13 protein-coding genes and 1 pseudogene are annotated in these 17711 nt (G+C 73.2%); 3 read left to right on the top strand and 11 right to left on the bottom strand.

What is annotated here, in order from left to right; translation table 11 throughout:
* Positions 1-8: 8 nt before the first annotated feature.
* The 5 genes and pseudogenes from ACYUD3_RS02625 to ACYUD3_RS02605 all read right to left on the bottom strand — a co-directional run bounded on the left by ACYUD3_RS02625 (position 9) and on the right by ACYUD3_RS02605 (position 5661).
* Complete coding sequence (locus ACYUD3_RS02625) at positions 9-1568, bottom strand: PucR family transcriptional regulator (RefSeq protein WP_470962782.1); 1560 nt, start codon at positions 1566-1568, stop codon at positions 9-11.
* 91 nt (positions 1569-1659) lie between these two features.
* Positions 1660-2934 (bottom strand): annotated as a pseudogene (locus tag ACYUD3_RS02620) (aspartate aminotransferase family protein); the annotation flags it as partial.
* A complete protein-coding gene (locus ACYUD3_RS02615) occupies positions 2931-3773 on the bottom strand; it encodes a nitrilase-related carbon-nitrogen hydrolase (RefSeq protein ID WP_470962779.1) in 843 nt (280 codons plus the stop codon). The pseudogene ACYUD3_RS02620 and the gene ACYUD3_RS02615, both read right to left, overlap by 4 nt.
* Before the next feature lie 188 nt (positions 3774-3961).
* A complete protein-coding gene (locus ACYUD3_RS02610) occupies positions 3962-5257 on the bottom strand; it encodes a hypothetical protein (protein WP_470962777.1) in 1296 nt (431 codons plus the stop codon).
* 146 nt (positions 5258-5403) lie between these two features.
* Positions 5404-5661, bottom strand: a complete 258-nt coding sequence (locus tag ACYUD3_RS02605; protein ID WP_470962774.1) for a helix-turn-helix domain-containing protein — start codon at positions 5659-5661, stop codon at positions 5404-5406.
* Between the two features lie 33 nt (positions 5662-5694).
* Between ACYUD3_RS02605 and map the strand changes: the two genes are divergently transcribed.
* Positions 5695-6480 carry a type I methionyl aminopeptidase gene (gene map / locus ACYUD3_RS02600; protein WP_470962771.1) on the top strand — a complete coding sequence of 262 codons (786 nt, stop codon included), beginning with the start codon at positions 5695-5697 and terminating at the stop codon, positions 6478-6480.
* A 40-nt stretch (positions 6481-6520) separates the two neighbouring features.
* On the opposite strand, the gene ggt is transcribed toward map, so the two are convergent.
* Complete coding sequence (gene ggt, locus ACYUD3_RS02595) at positions 6521-8326, bottom strand: gamma-glutamyltransferase (protein WP_470962768.1); 1806 nt, start codon at positions 8324-8326, stop codon at positions 6521-6523.
* A gap of 146 nt (positions 8327-8472) precedes the next feature.
* Between ggt and ACYUD3_RS02590 the strand changes: the two genes are divergently transcribed.
* Positions 8473-9240, top strand: coding sequence for a hypothetical protein (locus tag ACYUD3_RS02590; RefSeq protein WP_470962766.1), 768 nt, complete (start codon positions 8473-8475; stop codon positions 9238-9240).
* A 572-nt stretch (positions 9241-9812) separates the two neighbouring features.
* Here the strand turns inward: ACYUD3_RS02590 and ACYUD3_RS02585 are convergent.
* From ACYUD3_RS02585 to ACYUD3_RS02575, 3 genes are all read right to left on the bottom strand, one after another.
* A complete protein-coding gene (locus tag ACYUD3_RS02585) occupies positions 9813-10277 on the bottom strand; it encodes a DUF6278 family protein (RefSeq protein ID WP_470962764.1) in 465 nt (154 codons plus the stop codon).
* A gap of 105 nt (positions 10278-10382) precedes the next feature.
* Complete coding sequence (locus ACYUD3_RS02580) at positions 10383-11162, bottom strand: exodeoxyribonuclease III (RefSeq protein ID WP_470962761.1); 780 nt, start codon at positions 11160-11162, stop codon at positions 10383-10385.
* Between the two features lie 30 nt (positions 11163-11192).
* Entirely contained in the window at positions 11193-11831 is a 639-nt protein-coding gene (locus ACYUD3_RS02575) for an MBL fold metallo-hydrolase (protein WP_470962758.1), read from the bottom strand.
* Between the two features lie 251 nt (positions 11832-12082).
* On the opposite strand from ACYUD3_RS02575, the gene ACYUD3_RS02570 reads away from it, so the two are divergent.
* The gene (locus ACYUD3_RS02570) at positions 12083-12490 is read left to right on the top strand and encodes a peptidase inhibitor family I36 protein (protein WP_470962755.1); all 408 of its coding nucleotides are present in this window, start codon (positions 12083-12085) and stop codon (positions 12488-12490) included.
* A gap of 80 nt (positions 12491-12570) precedes the next feature.
* Here ACYUD3_RS02570 and pcaDC read toward each other — a convergent pair whose 3' ends face one another.
* Positions 12571-13848 carry a bifunctional 3-oxoadipate enol-lactonase/4-carboxymuconolactone decarboxylase PcaDC gene (gene pcaDC, locus ACYUD3_RS02565; protein ID WP_470963911.1) on the bottom strand — a complete coding sequence of 426 codons (1278 nt, stop codon included), beginning with the start codon at positions 13846-13848 and terminating at the stop codon, positions 12571-12573.
* Between the two features lie 436 nt (positions 13849-14284).
* Complete coding sequence (locus ACYUD3_RS02560; RefSeq protein WP_470963908.1) at positions 14285-16102, bottom strand: SWIM zinc finger family protein; 1818 nt, start codon at positions 16100-16102, stop codon at positions 14285-14287.
* Positions 16103-17711: the final 1609 nt, after the last annotated feature.

The following is a 17711-nucleotide window of genomic DNA, read 5'->3' as shown; positions in this document are numbered from 1 at the left end:
TTGTGGCGTCAGTGCTGCTGTGTGTCGTGCGCGAGGAGCGCGATGTGCACGGAGGCGGCCTGTTCGAAGTCGTCGAGGTCGACGCCGAGGCGGGCCTGTATCGCTTCGAGGCGGCGGTAGAGGGCGGGCCGGGAGACGTGGTGGAGCTGGGCGGTGCGGGACTTGTTGCGCCCGGTGGCGAGGTAGGTGCGCAGCACGGCGAGCAGGTCGTCGTCCCCGGCGCCGAGCAGCCCGTCCAATTCCCGTTCGGCGAAGGCCTGTACGTGCGGGTCGTCGCGCAACAGCCGTACGAGACCCCGCAGATGGACGTCGCGCAGCCGGACGACGGCCGGGAGGTCGAGGGCGCCGGCGGAGTCGGCGACGGCGTCGGCGACGTGCCGTGCCTCGCGCAGTCCGGCGGGGACGTCGTCCCAGTCGGTGCGGGGTCCGGCGCAGGCGACGACCGCCGCTTCGAGGCGGGCGGCGAAGTGTTCGGCGAGGGCGTCGGCGTCCTGGTCGCGGGCGAGGCTGAGGAGGACGGCGGTGACCCCGTCGGCGAGTTCGGCGACCAGCCCGGGCAGCCCCAACAGCCGTAGCGTGCGCTCCAGTTCACCGGGCCCGCGGCCGCGCACGGCGAGCGGCACGAAGGTCCGCCGGTTGACGGGCAGCCCGGCGGCCCGCGCCCGGGGCAGCAGCTGGCGGGCGGGTACGACGCCGGAGACGAGGTCGGTGAGCAGGCTCTGCGCGGACTGCTCCTCCCAGGTGGCGCCGGTGCCGAGCATGCGGTGCAGGACGAGGGCCTCGGCGGCCCGGTCGGCGAGGAGCCGTCCGCCCGCGGTGCTGCCCCGGTAGCCGCACAGCACGATCTGGCCCCAGCGTTCGCCCCGGCCGCCGAGTTCGGCGCGGACCCAGCCGTCGCCCTCTCTGCCACCGGCCTGCCGGGCGATGCGCTCCCAGTCGCGCAGCACGTCGTCGACGGCGGAGCGCTCGCCCGCGGTGGCGAGGACGCGGTGGGCGAGGTTGGTGACGACGACCGGGCAGCCGCTGTACTGGGCGATCTTGTCGAGGAGCCGGCCGAGGGGGGCGCCGGAGGTGATGAGCGCGGTGAGGGCGGTGCGCACCGACTCCGAGAGGCTGACGGCGGCGAACTTGCGCCGGACCAGGCGGGATTGCACCTCTTCGGTCAACTCGGCGAAGGGGAAGGGGCGGTGGAGGACGACGAGGGGCAGTCCGCAGCGTTCGGCGGCGCGGCGCATCGCGTCCGGCGGGGCGGGGAAGGCGCGGCCGAGGCCGAGGACGACGGCCGCCGCCTCCGCGCGGTACAGGGAGTGGATGTACTCGGCCTGTGCGTCGTCGTCGCCGGCGAGCAACACCCCGGTGGTGAGGACCATTTCGCCGCCGGTGAGCATGACGCCGACGTCCGGTGCCTCGGCGACGTGCACCCAGCGCACCGGCCGGTCGAGCGCGCCGGCGCCGGCCACCACCTCGGGCTCGCCCGCCAACACCCGTTCCAGGCACAGGACCTGACGGACCGACAGAGCGGGTTCCAGGGGCTCGATTCCGCCCAGGGGCTCCAAGGTGGTGGTCATGTGACGTACCTCTTACCTAGCGTTCGTTACCGCGTGCTCCGAAGCGTGCGTGACCGCGTGCTCCTGAGCCGTCCGTTTCCGGTGACCGCGTACTCCTGAGCGCGCTCTCCAAGATCGCGGCGCCTTCCTCGGCCTCCGCGACGGTCAGCGACAGCGGCGGTGCGATCCGCAGCGCGCTGGTGGCGTGTCCGCCGCCCTTGCCGATCAGCAGCCCGCCCGCGCGCGCCGCCTCCAGGACGGCCGCCGCCCGGTCGGGGTCGGCCTCGTCGGTGCCGGGCCTGACCAGCTCGATCCCGATCATCAGGCCCCGCCCGCGCACCTCCCGCACTCCGGGGTCCTGTTCGCCGACGGCCCGCAGCCGTTCGGTGAGCAGTCCGCCGACGCGCCGGGCGTTGCCCTGGAGGTCGTGTTCCAGCAGGTAGGTGAGGTTGGCGAGCCCGGCGGCCATGGTGACCTGGGTGCCGCCGAACGTCGAGATGCTGTTGGAGTCCAGGCAGTTCATGATCTCGGCGCGGGCGATGACGCCGCCGATGGACATGCCGTTGCCGATGCCCTTGGCGAAGGTGACGAGGTCGGGCGGGCCGCTGCGGGCGTGTGCCTGCCAGCCCCAGAAGTGGTCGCCGGTGCGGCCCCAGCCGGTCTGCACCTCGTCGGCGATCCACAGGACGCCGCGCTCGCGCAGGACCTCGCGGAAGGCGGCGTACAGGCCGTCGGGCGGGGAGGTGAAGCCGCCGACGCCCTGGATCGGCTCGGCGATCAGCGCGGCGGGCGGGCGGGTGTGGCCGAGGAGGTCTTTGAGGTCGTCGACGCAGGCGGCGGTGAAGGCGTCGTCGTCGAGGTGGGCGTAGGGGCCCCGGGTGCGGACGCCGCCGTGGACGTACAGGGTCTGGAGCGGGGAGAGGGAGGTCGGGGACCAGCCCCGGTTGCCGGTGATGCCGACGGTGCTGAAGGAGCGGCCGTGGTAGCTGTTGCGCATCGCGAGGACCGTGTTGCTGCGGCGGTAGGCGGTGGCGAGCAGCAGGGCGGTGTCGTTGGCCTCGGTGCCGGAGCTGGTGAAGAAGACGCGGGCGTCCGGGATGCCGCTCAACTGGGCGATGCGCTCGGCGAGTTCGACCATCGGGCGGTTGAGGTACAGGGTGGAGGAGTGGATGAGTCGGCCGGCCTGTTCGGCGACCGCCTTGGTGACCTCGGGCAGGGCGTGCGCGGTCATGGTGGTGAGGATGCCGCCGAAGAAGTCGAGGTAGCGGGTGCCGTCGGCGCCCCAGACGTGCCGGCCCTCCCCGTGGGTGAGCTCGAGCGGCTCCTCGTAGTACAGCGCGAGCCAGTCCGGCAGGACGGCCCGGTGGCGGGCGTACAGGTCGCTCACGGCTTCACCAGTCCTTCGTAGGCGTCGGGACGGCGGTCGCGGTAGAAGGCCCACTGCTGCCGTACGTCCTCGATCAGGTCGAAGTCGAGGTCGCGCACGACGAGTTCCTCGTCCTTGTCGCCGGCGGTCTCTCCCACGAACTGTCCCCGTGGATCGACGAAGTAAGACGTGCCGTAGAAGTCGTCGTCCCCGTACTCCTCGCGGCCGACCCGGTTGATGGCGGCCACGAAGTACTCGTTCGCGACGGCCGCCGCGGGCTGTTCCAGCTGCCAGAGGTGGGCGGAGAGGCCGCGTGAGGTGGCCGACGGGTTGTAGACCAACTGGGCGCCGTTCAGCCCGAGTTGGCGCCAGCCTTCGGGGAAGTGGCGGTCGTAGCAGATGTATACGCCGACCTTTCCGACGGCTGTGTCGAAGACGGGCCAGCCGAGGTTGCCGGGCTTGAAGTAGTACTTCTCCCAGAACCCCTTGACCTGCGGGATGTGATGTTTCCGATATTTGCCGAGGTAGCTGCCGTCGGCGTCGATGACGGCGGCGGTGTTGTAGTAGAAACCGCTCTGCTCGACCTCGAAGACGGGGACGACGATCACCATGCCGGTCTCGCGCGCCAGCTCCCGCATCCGGTTCACCGTCGGCCCGTCCGGCACCGGCTCGGCCCAGCGGTAGTGCTCGGGCTCCTGGACCTGGCAGAAGTACGGCGCGTTGAAGACCTCCTGGAAACCGATGATCTTGGCGCCCCGTCTGGCCGCCTCCCTGGCGTGCTCCTCGTGTTTCGCCACCATGGACGCGGTGTCACCGGTCCAGGTGGCCTGGACCAGTGCGGCACGTACGACATTGGCCATGAGCTGCTCCTTCGACGGGACGTCAGAGCCTTCTACGCCCGTAGAAAGCGGGCCGTAGAGGCACGAACGTAAGCCTCCGGGACGCCCTTGCCAAGACCGGCGCCGTTAACCCGCCGAGTCGATCGCGTTTCACACTCCGGTGGGGCGAAGGGGGGCATATGGCGTAGCCCCTCCCTCAGCCCCCTCCCTCAGCCCCCGAACCCCGCCACCCGCAGCGCGTGGACGAGGTCCCAGTGGCGTTCGTCGGAGACGCCCTGCGCGGCGCGCAGCAGCAGGGGGACGAGGGTCTGCGGGTCCGGGGCGGCGCTGCGGGCGGCCTCCTCGGGGGTGCGTACCCGGACGTACGCGTCGAGCAGCGCCTGTGCCTCGCGCCGCCGCCCGGCCCCGACCAGGTCCCGTACGGCCTCCCCGATCTCCCCTGCGGGCCGGGCGACGCCCTGGCGCAGGATCTGCTCGCCGTCGGCGGCGCGGCCCGCGCCGGTCAGGGCGTCGGCGGCGGCGACGAGCCGGTCGGCGGGGAGCGAGGCGGTCTCCCAGAGCAGGGTCGTCCAGTCGGCGCCGAGCCCGGCCCGCCGCAGCCCGTCGGCGAGCAGCGGGATGCGCGCGGCGGGCCAGCCGGCCAGCTCGACGAGGAGCGCGTGCGCCTCCCCGCTGCGCCCCCCGGCGCGCAGCGCGACCAGCCGCCGCACCGCCTCGGCCGTCTCCGGCACAGCCCCCGCGTCCGCCGCCCGCTCGGGCACGGCCGCGGCCTCCCGCGCCGCCGCCTTGCGCCCCCCGGCCCCGCCGAACCGCGCCCCCCGCCCCCCGGCCGGCGCCTCGGGCAGCGGAGCCGTCTCGGGTACGGCGACGGCGGCGGCGTCCTCCTCCTCGGCGGCTCCGGCGAACCGGGCACCGCCCCGGCGTTTCTTGCGCTGCTTGGGGAGTTGGGGTTCCGGCTCGGGCTCGGGCGGCGCCGGCCCGCTCGCGGGCTCCGGCGCGGACCGCTCCAACTCGTCGATGCGGCGCCGGAGTTCGGCGCACCGGGCGGTGGCGCGCTCGTGGTCGTCGCGGGCCCAGGCGAGGTCGAGGCGGAGCGCCTCGGCCTCCTCGGCGCCGCTCGCGGCGGTGAGCGCGCGGCCCAACTCGGCCTGCCGGTCGGCCGCGTAGCGCTGTTCGCGGAGCATGACGTCGAGCCGGTCGGCGAGGGCGTCGCGGCCACCGGGGCGGGCGTCGTGGGCGCGCAGGGCGGCGGTGTGCAGCGGGCGGGCCCGCTCGGCCTCGCGCCGGGCGGCGGCCGGGCCGTATGCGGTCGCCACGTCGTGCAGCAGCGCCTCCAGCACGTCCCAGGGCGGCAGTTCGCTGCCGTCGAGGCAGGCGCGCAGCCCGTCGGGGTCGCGCTGCCAGAACACGCCGCACCAGCCGGCGCCCTGGTCCAAGCGCCCCATGAGGGCGTCCAGGTAGGCCACGAACTCCCGCACCCGCTCCGGGAGCTGATCCACAGTCATCGCCCAACTCCCGCCGGCCGCAACACTCCGGCGGCTCAGCAAACACCAGCCGTGTTACGGACCGGCTACGAAGAGTTTGCGAAGGGGACGCGAAGAGCGCGGGGCGGGCCGTACGCGAGGGAAGCGCACAGGGGCCGCACAGCTTCCTACAGGGCGACCCCCGCGAGCGCGCACCGCGCGGCCAGCTCGTCCATGGACAGGCCGAGCGCGCCGGCCAGCGCGGCGACGGTGAAGAACGCCGGGGTCGGCGCCCGGCCGGTCTCGATCTTGCGGAGCGTCTCGGCGGAGACGCCGGCGCTCGCCGCGACGTCGGTCATGCTCCGCCCGCCGCGGGCCTCGCGCAGCAGTCTGCCGAGCCGCTCGCCGCGCTCGCGCTCTTCGGGGGTCAAGGGGGTGCGCACCATGCCGCCCATTCTAATACCGGTATAGTAATTGGCATGGTGGAACTGAAGACGGACGCGTCGATCGACAAGATGTACACGGCGGGCCAGGTGGTCGCCCGCGCCCTGACGGCCGTGCGGGACGCCGCCGACGTGGGCGTCTCCCTGCTGGAGCTGGACGAGGTGGCGCGCGGGGTGCTGCGCGCGGCGGGCGCGGGCTCACCGTTCCTCGGCTACCGCCCCTCCTTCGCGCCGACCCCGTTCCCCGCGGTGATCTGCGCGTCCGTGAACGACGCGATCGTGCACGGCATCCCGACCGGCTACCGGCTGCGCGACGGCGACCTGCTCTCCGTCGACTGCGGGGCCCAACTGGGCGGCTGGGCGGGCGACTCGGCGCTCAGCTTCACCGTCGGCACCCCACGCCCGGCCGACACCCGGCTGATCGGGACGGCGGAACGTGCCCTGGCCGCCGGCATCGCGGCGGCGACCGCAGGCAACCGCGTCGGCGACATCGCGCACGCGATCGGCCGGGTCTGCCGCGAGGCCGGCTACGGCATCCCCGAGGGCTTCGGCGGCCACGGCATCGGCCGCCGGATGCACGAGGACCCGCCGGTCCCCAACGAGGGCCGCCCGCACCGCGGTCTGCTGCTGCGCCCCGGCATGGTCCTCGCCATCGAGCCCATGCTGATCGCGAGCGGCGAGGACGGCTACCACGAGGCCCCCGACGGCTGGACCCTGCGCACGAACGACGGCTCCCGCGCGGCCCACGCCGAACACACGGTGGCGATCACCGCGGCGGGGCCGCGCGTCCTGACGGAGCGAAGTGCGGTGCGGGCGGCCTGAGTTGGACTAGCGAAGTGCGGTACGAGCGGCCTGAGTCGGACTAAGGCGCCGGGTTCACCACCTGCGCCGAACCGCCGCCCCTGCGGACGGTCTCGGCGGCGGCGAGCCACTTGCCGCCCGGCAGCCGCTGCACGCCGGTCGCGGCGCCGATCTCGGGGTTCAGGGTGAACTTGTGCCCGATCGCTTCGAGTTGACCCTTCAGCGCGCTGTTGTACAGGCCCGGTTCGAGTTCGGTGGTGGCCTGGTTGCGCTGGCTGGCGCGTGGCGCGGCGATCGCGTCGACGAGCGGCAGCCCGCGGTCGAGGAACTCGGTCAGGACCTGGAGCACGGTGGTGATGATGGTCGCGCCGCCAGGTGAACCGAGCGCCACCACCGGCTTGTTGGCCTTGTCGAGCACGATCGTCGGCGAGATCGACGAGCGGGGCCGCTTGCCGGGACCGGGCAGGTTCGGGTCGTGGACGGCCGGGCTGGCCGGGGCGAAGGAGAAGTCCGTCAGCTCGTTGTTGAGGATGAAGCCGCGGCCGGGGACGGTGATGGCGCTGCCGCCGGTCTGCTCGATGGTGAGCGTGTAGGCCACGACGTTGCCCCACTTGTCGGCGACCGTGAGGTGCGTGGTGCTGTCGCCCTCGTAGGTGGTCGGCGCGGCCGTGCCGGAGGCGTCGCAGGCCGCCGGGTGGCGCGGGTCGCCGGGCGGGACGGGGCTGGTGAGGACGGCGTCGTCCTTGATGAGGCAGGCCCGCGAGTCCGCGTACTTCTGAGAAAGCAACTGCTTGGTGGGGACGTCCTCGAAGGCCGGGTCGCCGACCCAGCGGCCCCGGTCGGCGAACGCGATCCGGCTGGCCTCGATGTAGCGGTGCAGGTACTGCACCTCGCCGGCCTTCGAAAGGTCCGTGTTCTCAAGGATGTTGAGGGCTTCGCCGACGGTGGTGCCGCCGGAGGAGGAGGGCGCGATGGAGTAGACGTTCAGCCCTCGGTACGTCGTCCTCGTGGGCGCCTGGAGCTTGGCGCCGTAGGCCTTGAGGTCGGCGGCGGAGAGCTTTCCGGGACGGGCGTTCCAGCCCGAACTCGGGTCCACGGGCGGGTGGTTGACCGTCCGGACGATGTCCTTGCCGAGGTCGCCCTGATAGATCGCGCCGACGCCCTTGCGGGCCAGTTCCTGGTAAGTGCGGGCCAGATCGGGGTTCTTGAAGGTCGAGCCGACCACCGGGAGCTGTCCGCCGGGCAGGAACAGCTTGGCCGTGGCCGGGAAGTAGCGGAAGCGGGTCTCGTTGGCGGCCGTCTGGGAGCGGAAGGTGTCGTCGACGGTGAACCCGTCGCGGGCCAGCCGCTCGGCCGGCTTGAGCACCGAACTCAGGCGCTGCGAGCCCCAGTTGGACAGGGCGGTGGCCCAGGTGGCGGGGGTGCCCGGGGTGCCGACGCTGAGGCCGCTGCTGACGGCGTCGGCGAAGGCGAGCGGCTTGCCGTTCTCCAGGAAGAGCCCCGAGTCGGCGCTGAGCGGCGCGGTCTCGCGGCCGTCGATCGTGTGCACCGTACGGGACTTGGCGTCGTAGTAGACGAAGTAGCCGCCCCCGCCGACGCCCGCCGAGTAGGGCTCGGTGACGCCGAGCGCGGCGGCGGTGGCGACGGCCGCGTCGACCGCGTTGCCGCCCTTCCTCAGCACCTCGATGCCGGCGGCCGAGGCGTCGGCGTCGACGCTGGAGACGGCGCCGCCGTAGCCCACGGCGACCGGGGATTTGTGAACTTCCGTTCTCTGTGCGGCGGGTGGCGCCGCGGCCCCCACCGAGACCACAGTGGCGGAAACCGCCAGCACCGACAGTTTCCGCGCGACAGGGCGACGCAACCGCATCCGCAAGTACCTCCAGATCAGGACCGTCCGCGACTGTAACCACATTGCCCCCGCGCCGACAGGGGCATTCAGGGCACCGTCATACGACCGCCACATCTCGAACATGGGTACGCCCGCGCCCGGTCCGGCCGCTAGCATGCGCGCCCATGAACGACGACGTGCGCAACATCGTCCTGGGCGTGGTGGCCGCCGGGATCAGCGCGGCCCTGGGGTGGCTCGCGCGGACGTATCTGTGGAGGCGCCGGCTGCGGCGCAAGCAGGCGTTCTTCGGGCTGCCGGAGAACTCCGAGTCACTGCTCGTCGTCAACCGCGACCCGGCGGCGGCCGAGCCCGCGGTGCACCGCTTCGACGTGTTCGCGCTGCTCGAACTGGCCGCGCTGATCAAGGAATGCGGGGCGAACGTCCAGGTGGTCACGCAGGACGCCGTGCAGCAGGGGTTCGGCGAGCGCACCGAGTTCTGCGTCGGAGGGCCGGGGTCAAATCGGCGGATGCTGGCCCATATGTCGGCGCTGCTGCCGGGGTTCCGGGTGAACGTCGACCCCGAACCCGGCCCGGACCGGGGGGCGTTCCAGATCGGCGCCGAGCGCTACCGCCTCGACCCGGGCATCACCGAGTACGTCCTGCTGGCCCGGCTCACGACCGGTGAACGGCACGGCACCCGGCCGGTGTTCCTCTTCTGCGGCCAGCGCGCGATCGACAACCAGGCCGCCACCCGCTACCTCGCCCGCCACCACGAACGCCTGGCCCGCAAACACGGCGAGGGCTCCTTCGCCCTGCTGCTGAAGGTGGTCAACTCCCATGCGTACGGCCCTGATGTGGTCGAACTCGTCGCCGACGTGACCCGCGCGGCGCGTACCCCGCTCGCCGACCCGGACCCCGCGAGCGCGCCCCGCACAACACCTCGGGCGCAGTGAACCGCCGTGTCTCTCAAGTGAGTTGTCCTGAAGTTCTCAGGTGAGTTGTCCTGGCACCGGCCAAGACGAGCGGCGCCCCTGCCGCGTCTGGCACGACAAGGGCCCGCTCGCTCTCGGCAAGCCGGTCGGCGATGCGCCGCACACCCGCTCGACCCGCTCCGCATCGAGCACAACCCGCCCGGCGCGCGGCTGACCTTCTCCTCGCCGGCAGGGACGGCCGTCGTACGCGGGTCGCACGGGTGGCCCTGCCAGGGCGAGCAGTGATCTCCGGCCACGCGGCCGGCCGGGTATGGCTCTGGTGCACTGCTGCCCCCTAAGGCCCAGGAGCCCTGGGGGCGAACCATCCATCGTAGTCGAGACCGATCATGGCTCGGTCGCCCCCCACCTGTGCCCGGCGGGCCCGGCTCTCGTGGGCCGGGTCGGCCCGCCGTGGGTGTCGACGTCTCGCGGTCCGGTCAACGGATGGACGGCCATACGCAGCCCTGCTCCTCAGCTGTGTCGTGGTTGCCGCAAACTATCCACACCGGGAGGGAGTTAAGGCGCGACACGCACTTTTCGGGCATAAGCCGTATTTAACCTCCCGTACGGGTCGCCCCCCGAGCGCCCCTGACCCCCTCGGACCCCTCCGCGACCTCCCCGTACAGCTGCGACAGCTCCGGCACACCGCTGACCGCCCACTCCCGCCCCGCCGCCACCACGTCGAACTCCCGCCCGGAGGCGAGCCGTACGACGGGCCCGCCGCCCCCGTGCAGCGCCCAGACGGCGTCGGGGAGGGTGCGGACGATGACCGTGCCGAGGTAGAGCCCGGCGTCGTTGCCGAGCCAGGGCAGCGTCTCCTCGTCGTCGCGCCAGCGCGGCAGCAGCTGGTCCAGCGCCTCCAGCGAGGCCGGGGTGTCGTCGAGCCCGACCCCCGCCTCCCGGGCCTGGGAGCGCAGCAGTTCGCACTCGGAGAGCAGCGCCGCCACCCCCTCGGGGTCGGCGTCGCGCACGGCCCCTTCCGTGTTCTTGCGCCTGTTGCCCAGAAACGGGATGTTCATACGCCCAGCGTGACATTCGCACCGGTGTGCGCACCACAGGCGCGCAGGGGGCGGTCACCTAGGGGGAGGAGGTCGGGGGCCGAGGGGGCTGGGGGGGGCTGGGGGCTACACCTCCAGGTCGACGACGACCGGGGCGTGGTCGGAGGCGCCCTTGCCCTTGCGCTCCTCGCGGTCGACGTAGGCGTCCTTGACGGCCTGCGCGAAGGGCTCGTTGCCGTAGACCAGGTCGATGCGCATGCCCCGGTTCTTGGGGAAGGCGAGCTGGCGGTAGTCCCAGTAGGTGTACGGGTGGTCGTACTTCAGGGGGCGGGGGACGACGTCGGTGAGGCCCGTCTCGCGCAGGGCCGCGAGGGCGGCGCGCTCGGCGGGCGTCACGTGCGTGAGGCCCTCGAAGACGGCCGTGTCGTAGACGTCGTCGTCCGTAGGGGCCACGTTGTAGTCGCCCAGGACGGCGAAGGGGCGCGCACCCGAGGCGTCGCCCGCGACGGCCGCCTTGAGGGCCTCGAACCACTGGAGCTTGTACGCGTAGTGCGCGTGGTCGACCTCGCGGCCGTTGGGCACGTACACCGACCACACGCGCACGGGACCGCAGGTCGCCGACACCGCGCGGGGCTCCTCGGCGCCGTCGTACTCGGGCCCGCCGGGCAGGCCCTTGACGACGTCCTCCAAGCCGACGCGGGAGAGCACCGCCACGCCGTTCCACCGGCCCGTGGCGTTCACCGCCGCCTCGTAACCGGCCTCGCGCAGGGCCTCGAACGGGAACTGGTCCTCGGCCAGCTTGGCCTCCTGGAGACACAGCACGTCCGTGCCGCTGCTCTCCAACCAGGCCAGGAGCCTCGGCAGGCGGGCGGTGATCGAGTTCACGTTCCAGGTCGCGATGCGCATGCCTCACAACCTACCGGGCCCCACTGACAGTCACAGCGAGGTGCTCTCCCCGGACGCCAGCCGCTCGTGCGGGGCACCGCCCAGCGCGCCGATCTGGTTGTCGTAGACGGGCCGGGCGAGGTCCGTCAGGAGGGCGTCGTGGATGTCGTACGCGCGCGCGGGCTTCACCTCGCGGACGTAGTCGATCACTTCGGAGATCTTGCTCCAGGGGGCCATCACCGGCAGCAGGAGGGTGTCCACCGCGTGGTCGGGGACGGTGAGGGCGTCCCCGGGGTGGAAGACCTGCCCGCCGTCGATCAGGTAGCCGACGTTGGTGATGCGGGGGAGGTCGGGGTGGATGACGGCGTGCAGTTCGCCGTGGACCTGGACGTCGAACCCGGCGGCGGTGAACGTGTCGCCCAGGCCGACGGTGTGCACGCGCCCGGGGAAGGCCGCGGTGAGCTGTTCGGCGACCGCGCGGAGCGTCCAGATCTCCGCCTGGGGGTTCGCCTCCAGGGCGGTCCTCAGATGGGCCTCGCTGAAGTGGTCCGGGTGCTCGTGCGTGACCAGGATCGCGTCGGCGCCGTCCACCGCGTCCGGCTCGGTGAAGACACCCGGGTCCAGGACGAGGGTCCGGCCGTCCTTCTCCAGGCGGACGCAGGCGTGCGACTTCTTGGTGAGCTTCGTCATGGGTCCATCCTGCCTCTCCGGGGCGGAGGGGACGTTTCCGGTCCGGCATCGGGGGCGCACCCGTACGGGCTCTAGCCCTTGTGGGGGATGCGGGTGGGGGCGGGGTGGCGGCGCTGTTGCGGCCGGAGCCCTTAGGGGCCCTACGGGAAAGCCCTTACTGGCTCTTTTCCGGACGATCCCGATGTTCCGTATTCAAATGAACGCGGACGCCTAGGGTCGGCGCCTCAGCACCGATCCAACGGGAGAACGACATGTCGAAGCTGTCGAAACTGCGGACCATGACCGCCTGTCTGTCGATGGCGGCGGGGCTCGCCCTCACCGCCCTGGCCCCGCCCGCCGCCGCGGCACCCCGAGCGACCGGCTACGACCGGTGCGGGAGCCGCAACTTCTGCCTGTTCCAGAACATCGACGGTGGCGGGCGCGTGATCGGGGTGCGCGGACCGAAGGATTCGCTGGCGCTGGGCTCGCTGGACTTCGACAACATCACGTCGTCGCTGCGCAACAACACGGGCCGGATCTGGGCGGTCTACACCAACGTCGACTTCAAGGGCCGCTGCCTACAGATCGCCGGGAACTTCACAGGCAACGTCACGCAGTACAGCATGAACGACCAGATCAGCTCCGTAGAGCCGGGCAAATGCCGCCCCCGGCACCGCTAGGGGCAAGCCCTGCCCTGATCCCTGCCCTTAAGGGCGAACCCCACCCCTAAGGGCAGGGTCCCCGACTCCGGCCCCGGCCCTCACTCCTGGGGAGTCGTCTCCTCCCGTATCACCTGCTGGGCGACGCGGAAGGCGCTGTTGGCGGCGGGCACCCCGCAGTAGACGGCGGCGTGGAGGAGGACCTCCTTGATCTCGTCCGGGGTGAGGCCGTTGCGCAGGGCCGCGCGCGTGTGGAAGGCGAGTTCTTCGAGGTGGCCGCCCGCGACCAGGGCGGTGAGGGTGACGCAACTGCGCGCGCGCCGGTCGAGCCCGGGCCGGTCCCAGACCTCGCCCCAGGCGTAGCGCGTGATGAACTCCTGGAAGTCACCGGAGAATTCGTCGGCCTGGGACAGCGCGCGGTCGACGTGCGCGTCCCCCAGCACCTCGCGGCGGACCTTCAGCCCCGCGTCGTACGGGTCGGGCCGGCCCATCACCTGGTCGGGGGCCACGGGCGCGGCCGTGGCGATCTCGGCGATCGGCGCGGCCTGCTGCGGGAGCACCACGGGGATACCCGGGACGGCGGTCTGGCCGGTGTCGTAACCGGGCTGCCAGGCCGTCGAGAAGTGCCGCACCAGGAGGTCGGTGACGGCGGCGGGCTGCTCGACCGGCACCAGGTGCGAGGCGCCGGGTACGACGGCCAGGCGGGCGTCCGGGATGCCCGCGACCAGGGTGCGTGCCTCGGCGGGCCCGGTGACCTGGTCGTCGGAGCCGACGAGGACCAGCGTGGGCACGCCGACCATGCCGAGCTCGGGCCGGACGTCGAAGGCCGCCAGAGCCTCGCAGGCGGCGATGTAACAGCCTGGATCGGTCGTCCTGACCATCTGGACCGCCCAGTCGGTGATCGCGGGCTGAGCGGCGGCGAAACCGGCCGTGAACCAGCGGTCGGGCGAGGTGCGGGCGATCGGGTCGAGGCCGTTGGTGCGGACGATCACGCCGCGCTGGCGGAACTCGTCGGCGGTGCCGAACCGCGGCGAGGAGGCGATCAGCGCGAGGGACGCGAGCCGCTCCGGGTGGCGCAGCGCCAGTTCCATGCCGATCGCGCCGGCCAGCGCGCAGCCCGCGAAGCCGAAGCGGGTGACGCCGAGCGCGTCCAGGGTGGCCAGCAGCCGGCCGGTCAGGTCCGCGACCGACCCGGCCGGGTAGGCGGGCGCGCCGCCGTGCCCCGGCAGGTCGAAGCGGAACACCCGCCACTGCTTGGTGAGTTCGGGGATCTGCCGATCCCACATGTGCCAGGTGGTGCCGAGCGAGGGCCCCAGGATGAGCACCGGAGCGTCCTCGGGGCCGTCGAAGCGGTACTGCATGGTCGGGGTCGGCGTCATCGGGCCGGCCGACGTGGCGGTCGCGTTCGCGGGCCCGGCCGGGAGCGCGGCCTGCGGGATCGGCCCGGCGGGGAGGGCGGTCACGGGGGTGGGGGTCTTCGTCTCACTCACCGCTCCACGCTAACCGCCCCACGCGCCTCCCGGCCCACGGCCCCCTCCAACTCCTCGCGCTCCCCCGCCGTATCACCCCAACACGTACGGGGAACCCCTACAGGGTCTTCACCGGACATACGGCGATGTGGGGGGTGGGGGTGGGTGGGGCGGCGTAGGGGGGTGTAGTACTCGCCGGGAATGGGGGGAGCCCCTTACCGGAGCTGGGGAACGTCCCTAAGGGAGGTTGCCTTAAGGGACGCTCCCCCCTAAGAGAGGTTGCCCCTAAGGGAGGTTGCCCCTAAGGGACGTTGTCCGACCCCGGGTTCTCCGTCCCCCGTCGGGATCAGTGGTCGTACGCCTGGGTCGTCGCGGCCAGGGCGTCCACCGGGTCGTAGGACGGGGTGCCCCGGGGCCACCAGTCGTCGGCGCCCGGGTCGGACTCGTAGGCGTACCAGAGGTTGTCCTGGCCGTAGCGCAGCTGGAGGTGGCCTTGGGGGTGGGTGAGGTGGTTGCGCCAGGGGCGGAAGGCGGGGTGGCCGGTGGCCAGGAGGAGCGGGCGGGCGCGGTCGAAGCGGCCGGCCGGCGGGTCCCAGGGCTCCTCCAGGGCGGCGAGGCCCTCACGTCCGCCCTGCCGCCAGGCGGCCACCGCGCGCGCGAGGTCGCCGGAGGTGCTGCCGGTCGCGGCGGCGAGGGAGGCGTACAGCGCGCGGGTCGCGGCGGTGAGGCCGGAGCCCGGGCGGGCGGCGGCGAGCCGTACGGCGTCCTGCCACAGCGTGAGAGCGCCGATCTCGTCCTCCCCGGTGACGAGCAACGCGTGCGCGCGGGCTGCGGCGTCGGTGGCGAGCTGGTCCAGCGCGAAGGCGTCCGGGCCGCCGGGGACGGCCGGGTAGGCCGGGGGCTGCTCGGGATGGCGCGGGGCCTGTGCGGGCGGGGGCAGCGGCTGGAGGCGGCGTTGCGCGCGGAGCACGTCGACGGCCCGTACGCCCGGCAGCGCGGCCGGGTCGCGGTCCTGGGCGGTGCGGGCCGCGTGCGCGGCGCTGCGGCGGGCCAGCGTGTCCAGGAGGCCGCGTTCGCCCCGGCCGCGCAGCAGGAGCAGCACGAAGGGGTCGGCGTCGAGGAGGCGCGCGGTCTGGTAGCAGAGGGCCGCCGCGTGCTTGCAGGGCCGGCCGTGGTCCGGGCAGCTGCACTGCGGCTCCAGCTCACCGGCGGCCGGCAGCAGCGGCACCCCGCACTCCGCCAGCGTGCGCGGCATCTCCTTGTCGAGCAGCGCGGCGAGCTGCCCCGGCCGTTCGACGGCCGCCGCGAGGAACGTCTCCCAGTCCCCGTCGCCCCACGTCCGCAGCCGCACCTGCACGCGGTACGGGCGCGGCCGGCTCCCCTGCACGTACGCCAGCACGGACCCCGGGGTCACCGTGATCGCGTCGACATGACCGGCCTCCGCGTACCCGCGCCCACGCGCCAGCCGCTTGCCGTCCAGCGCCCCGCCCTCCAGAGCCTCCACCCAGGCCCGCCCCCACCAAGTCCCCCCGAACGGGGCTTCCTTGACGGGGAACGCGGGGAAGGTACGCCGGAGGTCACCGTCCCGGGAGGGGGAGGCCATGGAGCGGGGGGTGTAGGCAGGGGGGTGGTTGGGGGCGCCGGTTGGGGGTGCGTCTTGTGCGGGGAGGGGGCTTTGGGTCGCCGGAGTGCTGGAGGGACGGCCGTCCTGCGGGTGGGGGTTGCTTGTGGGCGGCTCGACGGCTGCGGGGAGCGGGCTCTGGCCGAGGGGGGCCACTTGGGCGTCAGAGGAACGGCCTTGCCGCGCGGGGAGGTTGCCGGCGGGCTGCTCGGCGTCACTGAGGAAGGCGTTTCGGGCGGGTGGAGTTGCCAGGGGGCCGAGGGAACGGCCCTCCCGCGCGGGGAAGTTGTCAGCAGGCTGCTCAGCGTCCCCAAGGAAAGCGGTTCGGGCGGACGGAGTTGCCAGACGTTCAAGGGAACGGCCTTCCCCCGCAGGGAGGTTGTCGACCTGCTGCTGGGTGTCGCCGAGGAAGGTGTTTCGAGCAGGCGGAGTCGCCAGGGGGCCGAGGGAACGGCCCTCCCGCGCGGGGAAGTTGTCAGCGGACGGCTCGCTGTCCTCTCGGGGTGCCTTCCTGGTGGGCGGGGTCGCCGGGGTGGGCCACATCTCTTGCGGTGCGGCGGAGTTGTCGGCGGATCCCTCTTCTTGGGCATTCGCGACGCTCCCCGCGCGGGCGGGCAGCGTGGACAGGTTGGGCCGGGTGTCTCGCGGCGAACCGGAGTCGGCGGCGTCCGAACGACCTTCCCCCGTACCGGAGTTGTCTACGACCGGCCCGCGCGGAGCCTCCTCCGGCCAGTCGGCGGGCAGCCCGGAACGCACCTCTTCGGCAACGCCCTCCTCGTTCCCCAGGCGCACTCCCTCGGGCTCCTCCTCCGGAGGCATCCGGAAAGCGCCGGCGAGCCATGTCTTCAGGTCCCGTACCCGTTCCCCGGCCACGCCCTCGACCGCCGCCGGTGCCGGTGCCGGTGCCCTGCGAGCCCTCCCCCGCGTGCCGCGCGCCGCCTTCGCCTCGGCCTCCTTGCGCGCTTCGGCGCGGGCCGCACGCAGGGCCTCGCGGGCGCGGTCGGCGGGGCGGGGGGAGGGGTGGGGGGCGTCATCGGAGGCCCCGGAGGTGGCTGTTGCCTCAGAGGCAGCGGTCAGCTCAGGCGCACCCTTGGGCTCAGAGGTGACCGTCGGCCCGGGTACAGCCGTCTCACCAGAGGCAACCGTCGGCCAGGACACAGGCGTTACCTCAGGGGTGGCCGCCAGCCCGGACGCGGCCGTCGCCTCAAGGGTGGCCGTCAGCCCGGGGTTAGCCGTCGTCCCAAGGGGGGCTGTCGGCTCAGGGGTGACTGTCGGCCCAGGGTTAGCCGTTGGCTCAGGGTTAGCCGTTAGCTCCGAGGCGGCCGTCGCCCCTGATCCAACCGTCGCCCTAGGGACAGCCGTCAACTCGGACACAGCCGTCGCCCTAGGGATGGCCGTCGGCCCAGACGCGGCCGTCAGCCCAGGATTAGCCGTCGGCCCGAGGGTGGCTGTCGGCCCAGGATCAGCCGTTGACTCCGAGGCAGCCGTCAACCCTGATCCAGCCTCTGCCCCAGAGACAGCCGTCAACTCGGACACAGCCCCCTGCCCGGACCCGAGCCCCGATCCAGAGACAGGCCCGCCGCCCGTACGAGCACCCTCGCCCCCAGAGCCGCCGTCACCACCCACAGACGCGCCTCCGGAGCCGCTTCCGGACTCGCCCCCGGCACGGCCCTCCCCCTGGGCCGGGTCCCCCATGCCCCGCCGACGCCCACCAGAAGCCTCCCCGGCCACCCCGCGTACCTCACCCCGGCCGGCGAGGACGCCTGGCGCGCAGGCCCCCTCGACCCCGAAGACCTCACCCACCTCCGCGCCATCGCCGCCGCCCTGCCCTACGAAGGCCACGCCGTCCCGCTCCCCGGACCCGGACCACTGCGCCTGCCCGACCCCCCGCCGGGCGGCCAGCGCCTGCCGCAGAGCCGCACGAGCGGCATCACCGGGCCGCGCAGGCCGACTCACCCCACCCTCGTCCGCGCAGACCGTCTCCCGAGCCTCCCCGTCCCCGGCACCCGCCTCACACTCCGCACCCGACTCCCAACCCCCCACACACTCCCCCTCTGCACCCGCCTCCCGGCCCTCCGCCCACGCCACACCGGCACCGGTGCCCGCACCCGCACCGGACGCCTGACCCCCTCCCGCAGCCCTCCCGCCCTTC

It is taken from the genome of Streptomyces sp. AMJ-169, from assembly GCF_055597585.1.
This window is presented reverse-complemented; position numbering and strand designations above follow the sequence as displayed.

Bases quoted from the DNA above. Each gene is read 5' to 3' on its own strand.
- ACYUD3_RS02625 (WP_470962782.1), bottom strand. From the start codon at position 1,568: ATGACCACCACCTTGGAGCCCCTGGGCGGAATCGAGCCCCTGGAACCC.
- ACYUD3_RS02615 (WP_470962779.1), bottom strand. From the start codon at position 3,773: ATGGCCAATGTCGTACGTGCCGCACTGGTCCAGGCCACCTGGACCGGT.
- ACYUD3_RS02610 (WP_470962777.1), bottom strand. From the start codon at position 5,257: ATGACTGTGGATCAGCTCCCGGAGCGGGTGCGGGAGTTCGTGGCCTAC.
- ACYUD3_RS02605 (WP_470962774.1), bottom strand. From the start codon at position 5,661: ATGGTGCGCACCCCCTTGACCCCCGAAGAGCGCGAGCGCGGCGAGCGG.
- map (WP_470962771.1), top strand. From the start codon at position 5,695: ATGGTGGAACTGAAGACGGACGCGTCGATCGACAAGATGTACACGGCG.
- ggt (WP_470962768.1), bottom strand. From the start codon at position 8,326: ATGCGGTTGCGTCGCCCTGTCGCGCGGAAACTGTCGGTGCTGGCGGTT.
- ACYUD3_RS02590 (WP_470962766.1), top strand. From the start codon at position 8,473: ATGAACGACGACGTGCGCAACATCGTCCTGGGCGTGGTGGCCGCCGGG.
- ACYUD3_RS02585 (WP_470962764.1), bottom strand. From the start codon at position 10,277: ATGAACATCCCGTTTCTGGGCAACAGGCGCAAGAACACGGAAGGGGCC.
- ACYUD3_RS02580 (WP_470962761.1), bottom strand. From the start codon at position 11,162: ATGCGCATCGCGACCTGGAACGTGAACTCGATCACCGCCCGCCTGCCG.
- ACYUD3_RS02575 (WP_470962758.1), bottom strand. From the start codon at position 11,831: ATGACGAAGCTCACCAAGAAGTCGCACGCCTGCGTCCGCCTGGAGAAG.
- ACYUD3_RS02570 (WP_470962755.1), top strand. From the start codon at position 12,083: ATGTCGAAGCTGTCGAAACTGCGGACCATGACCGCCTGTCTGTCGATG.
- pcaDC (WP_470963911.1), bottom strand. From the start codon at position 13,848: ATGACGCCGACCCCGACCATGCAGTACCGCTTCGACGGCCCCGAGGAC.
- ACYUD3_RS02560 (WP_470963908.1), bottom strand. From the start codon at position 16,102: ATGTGGCCCACCCCGGCGACCCCGCCCACCAGGAAGGCACCCCGAGAG.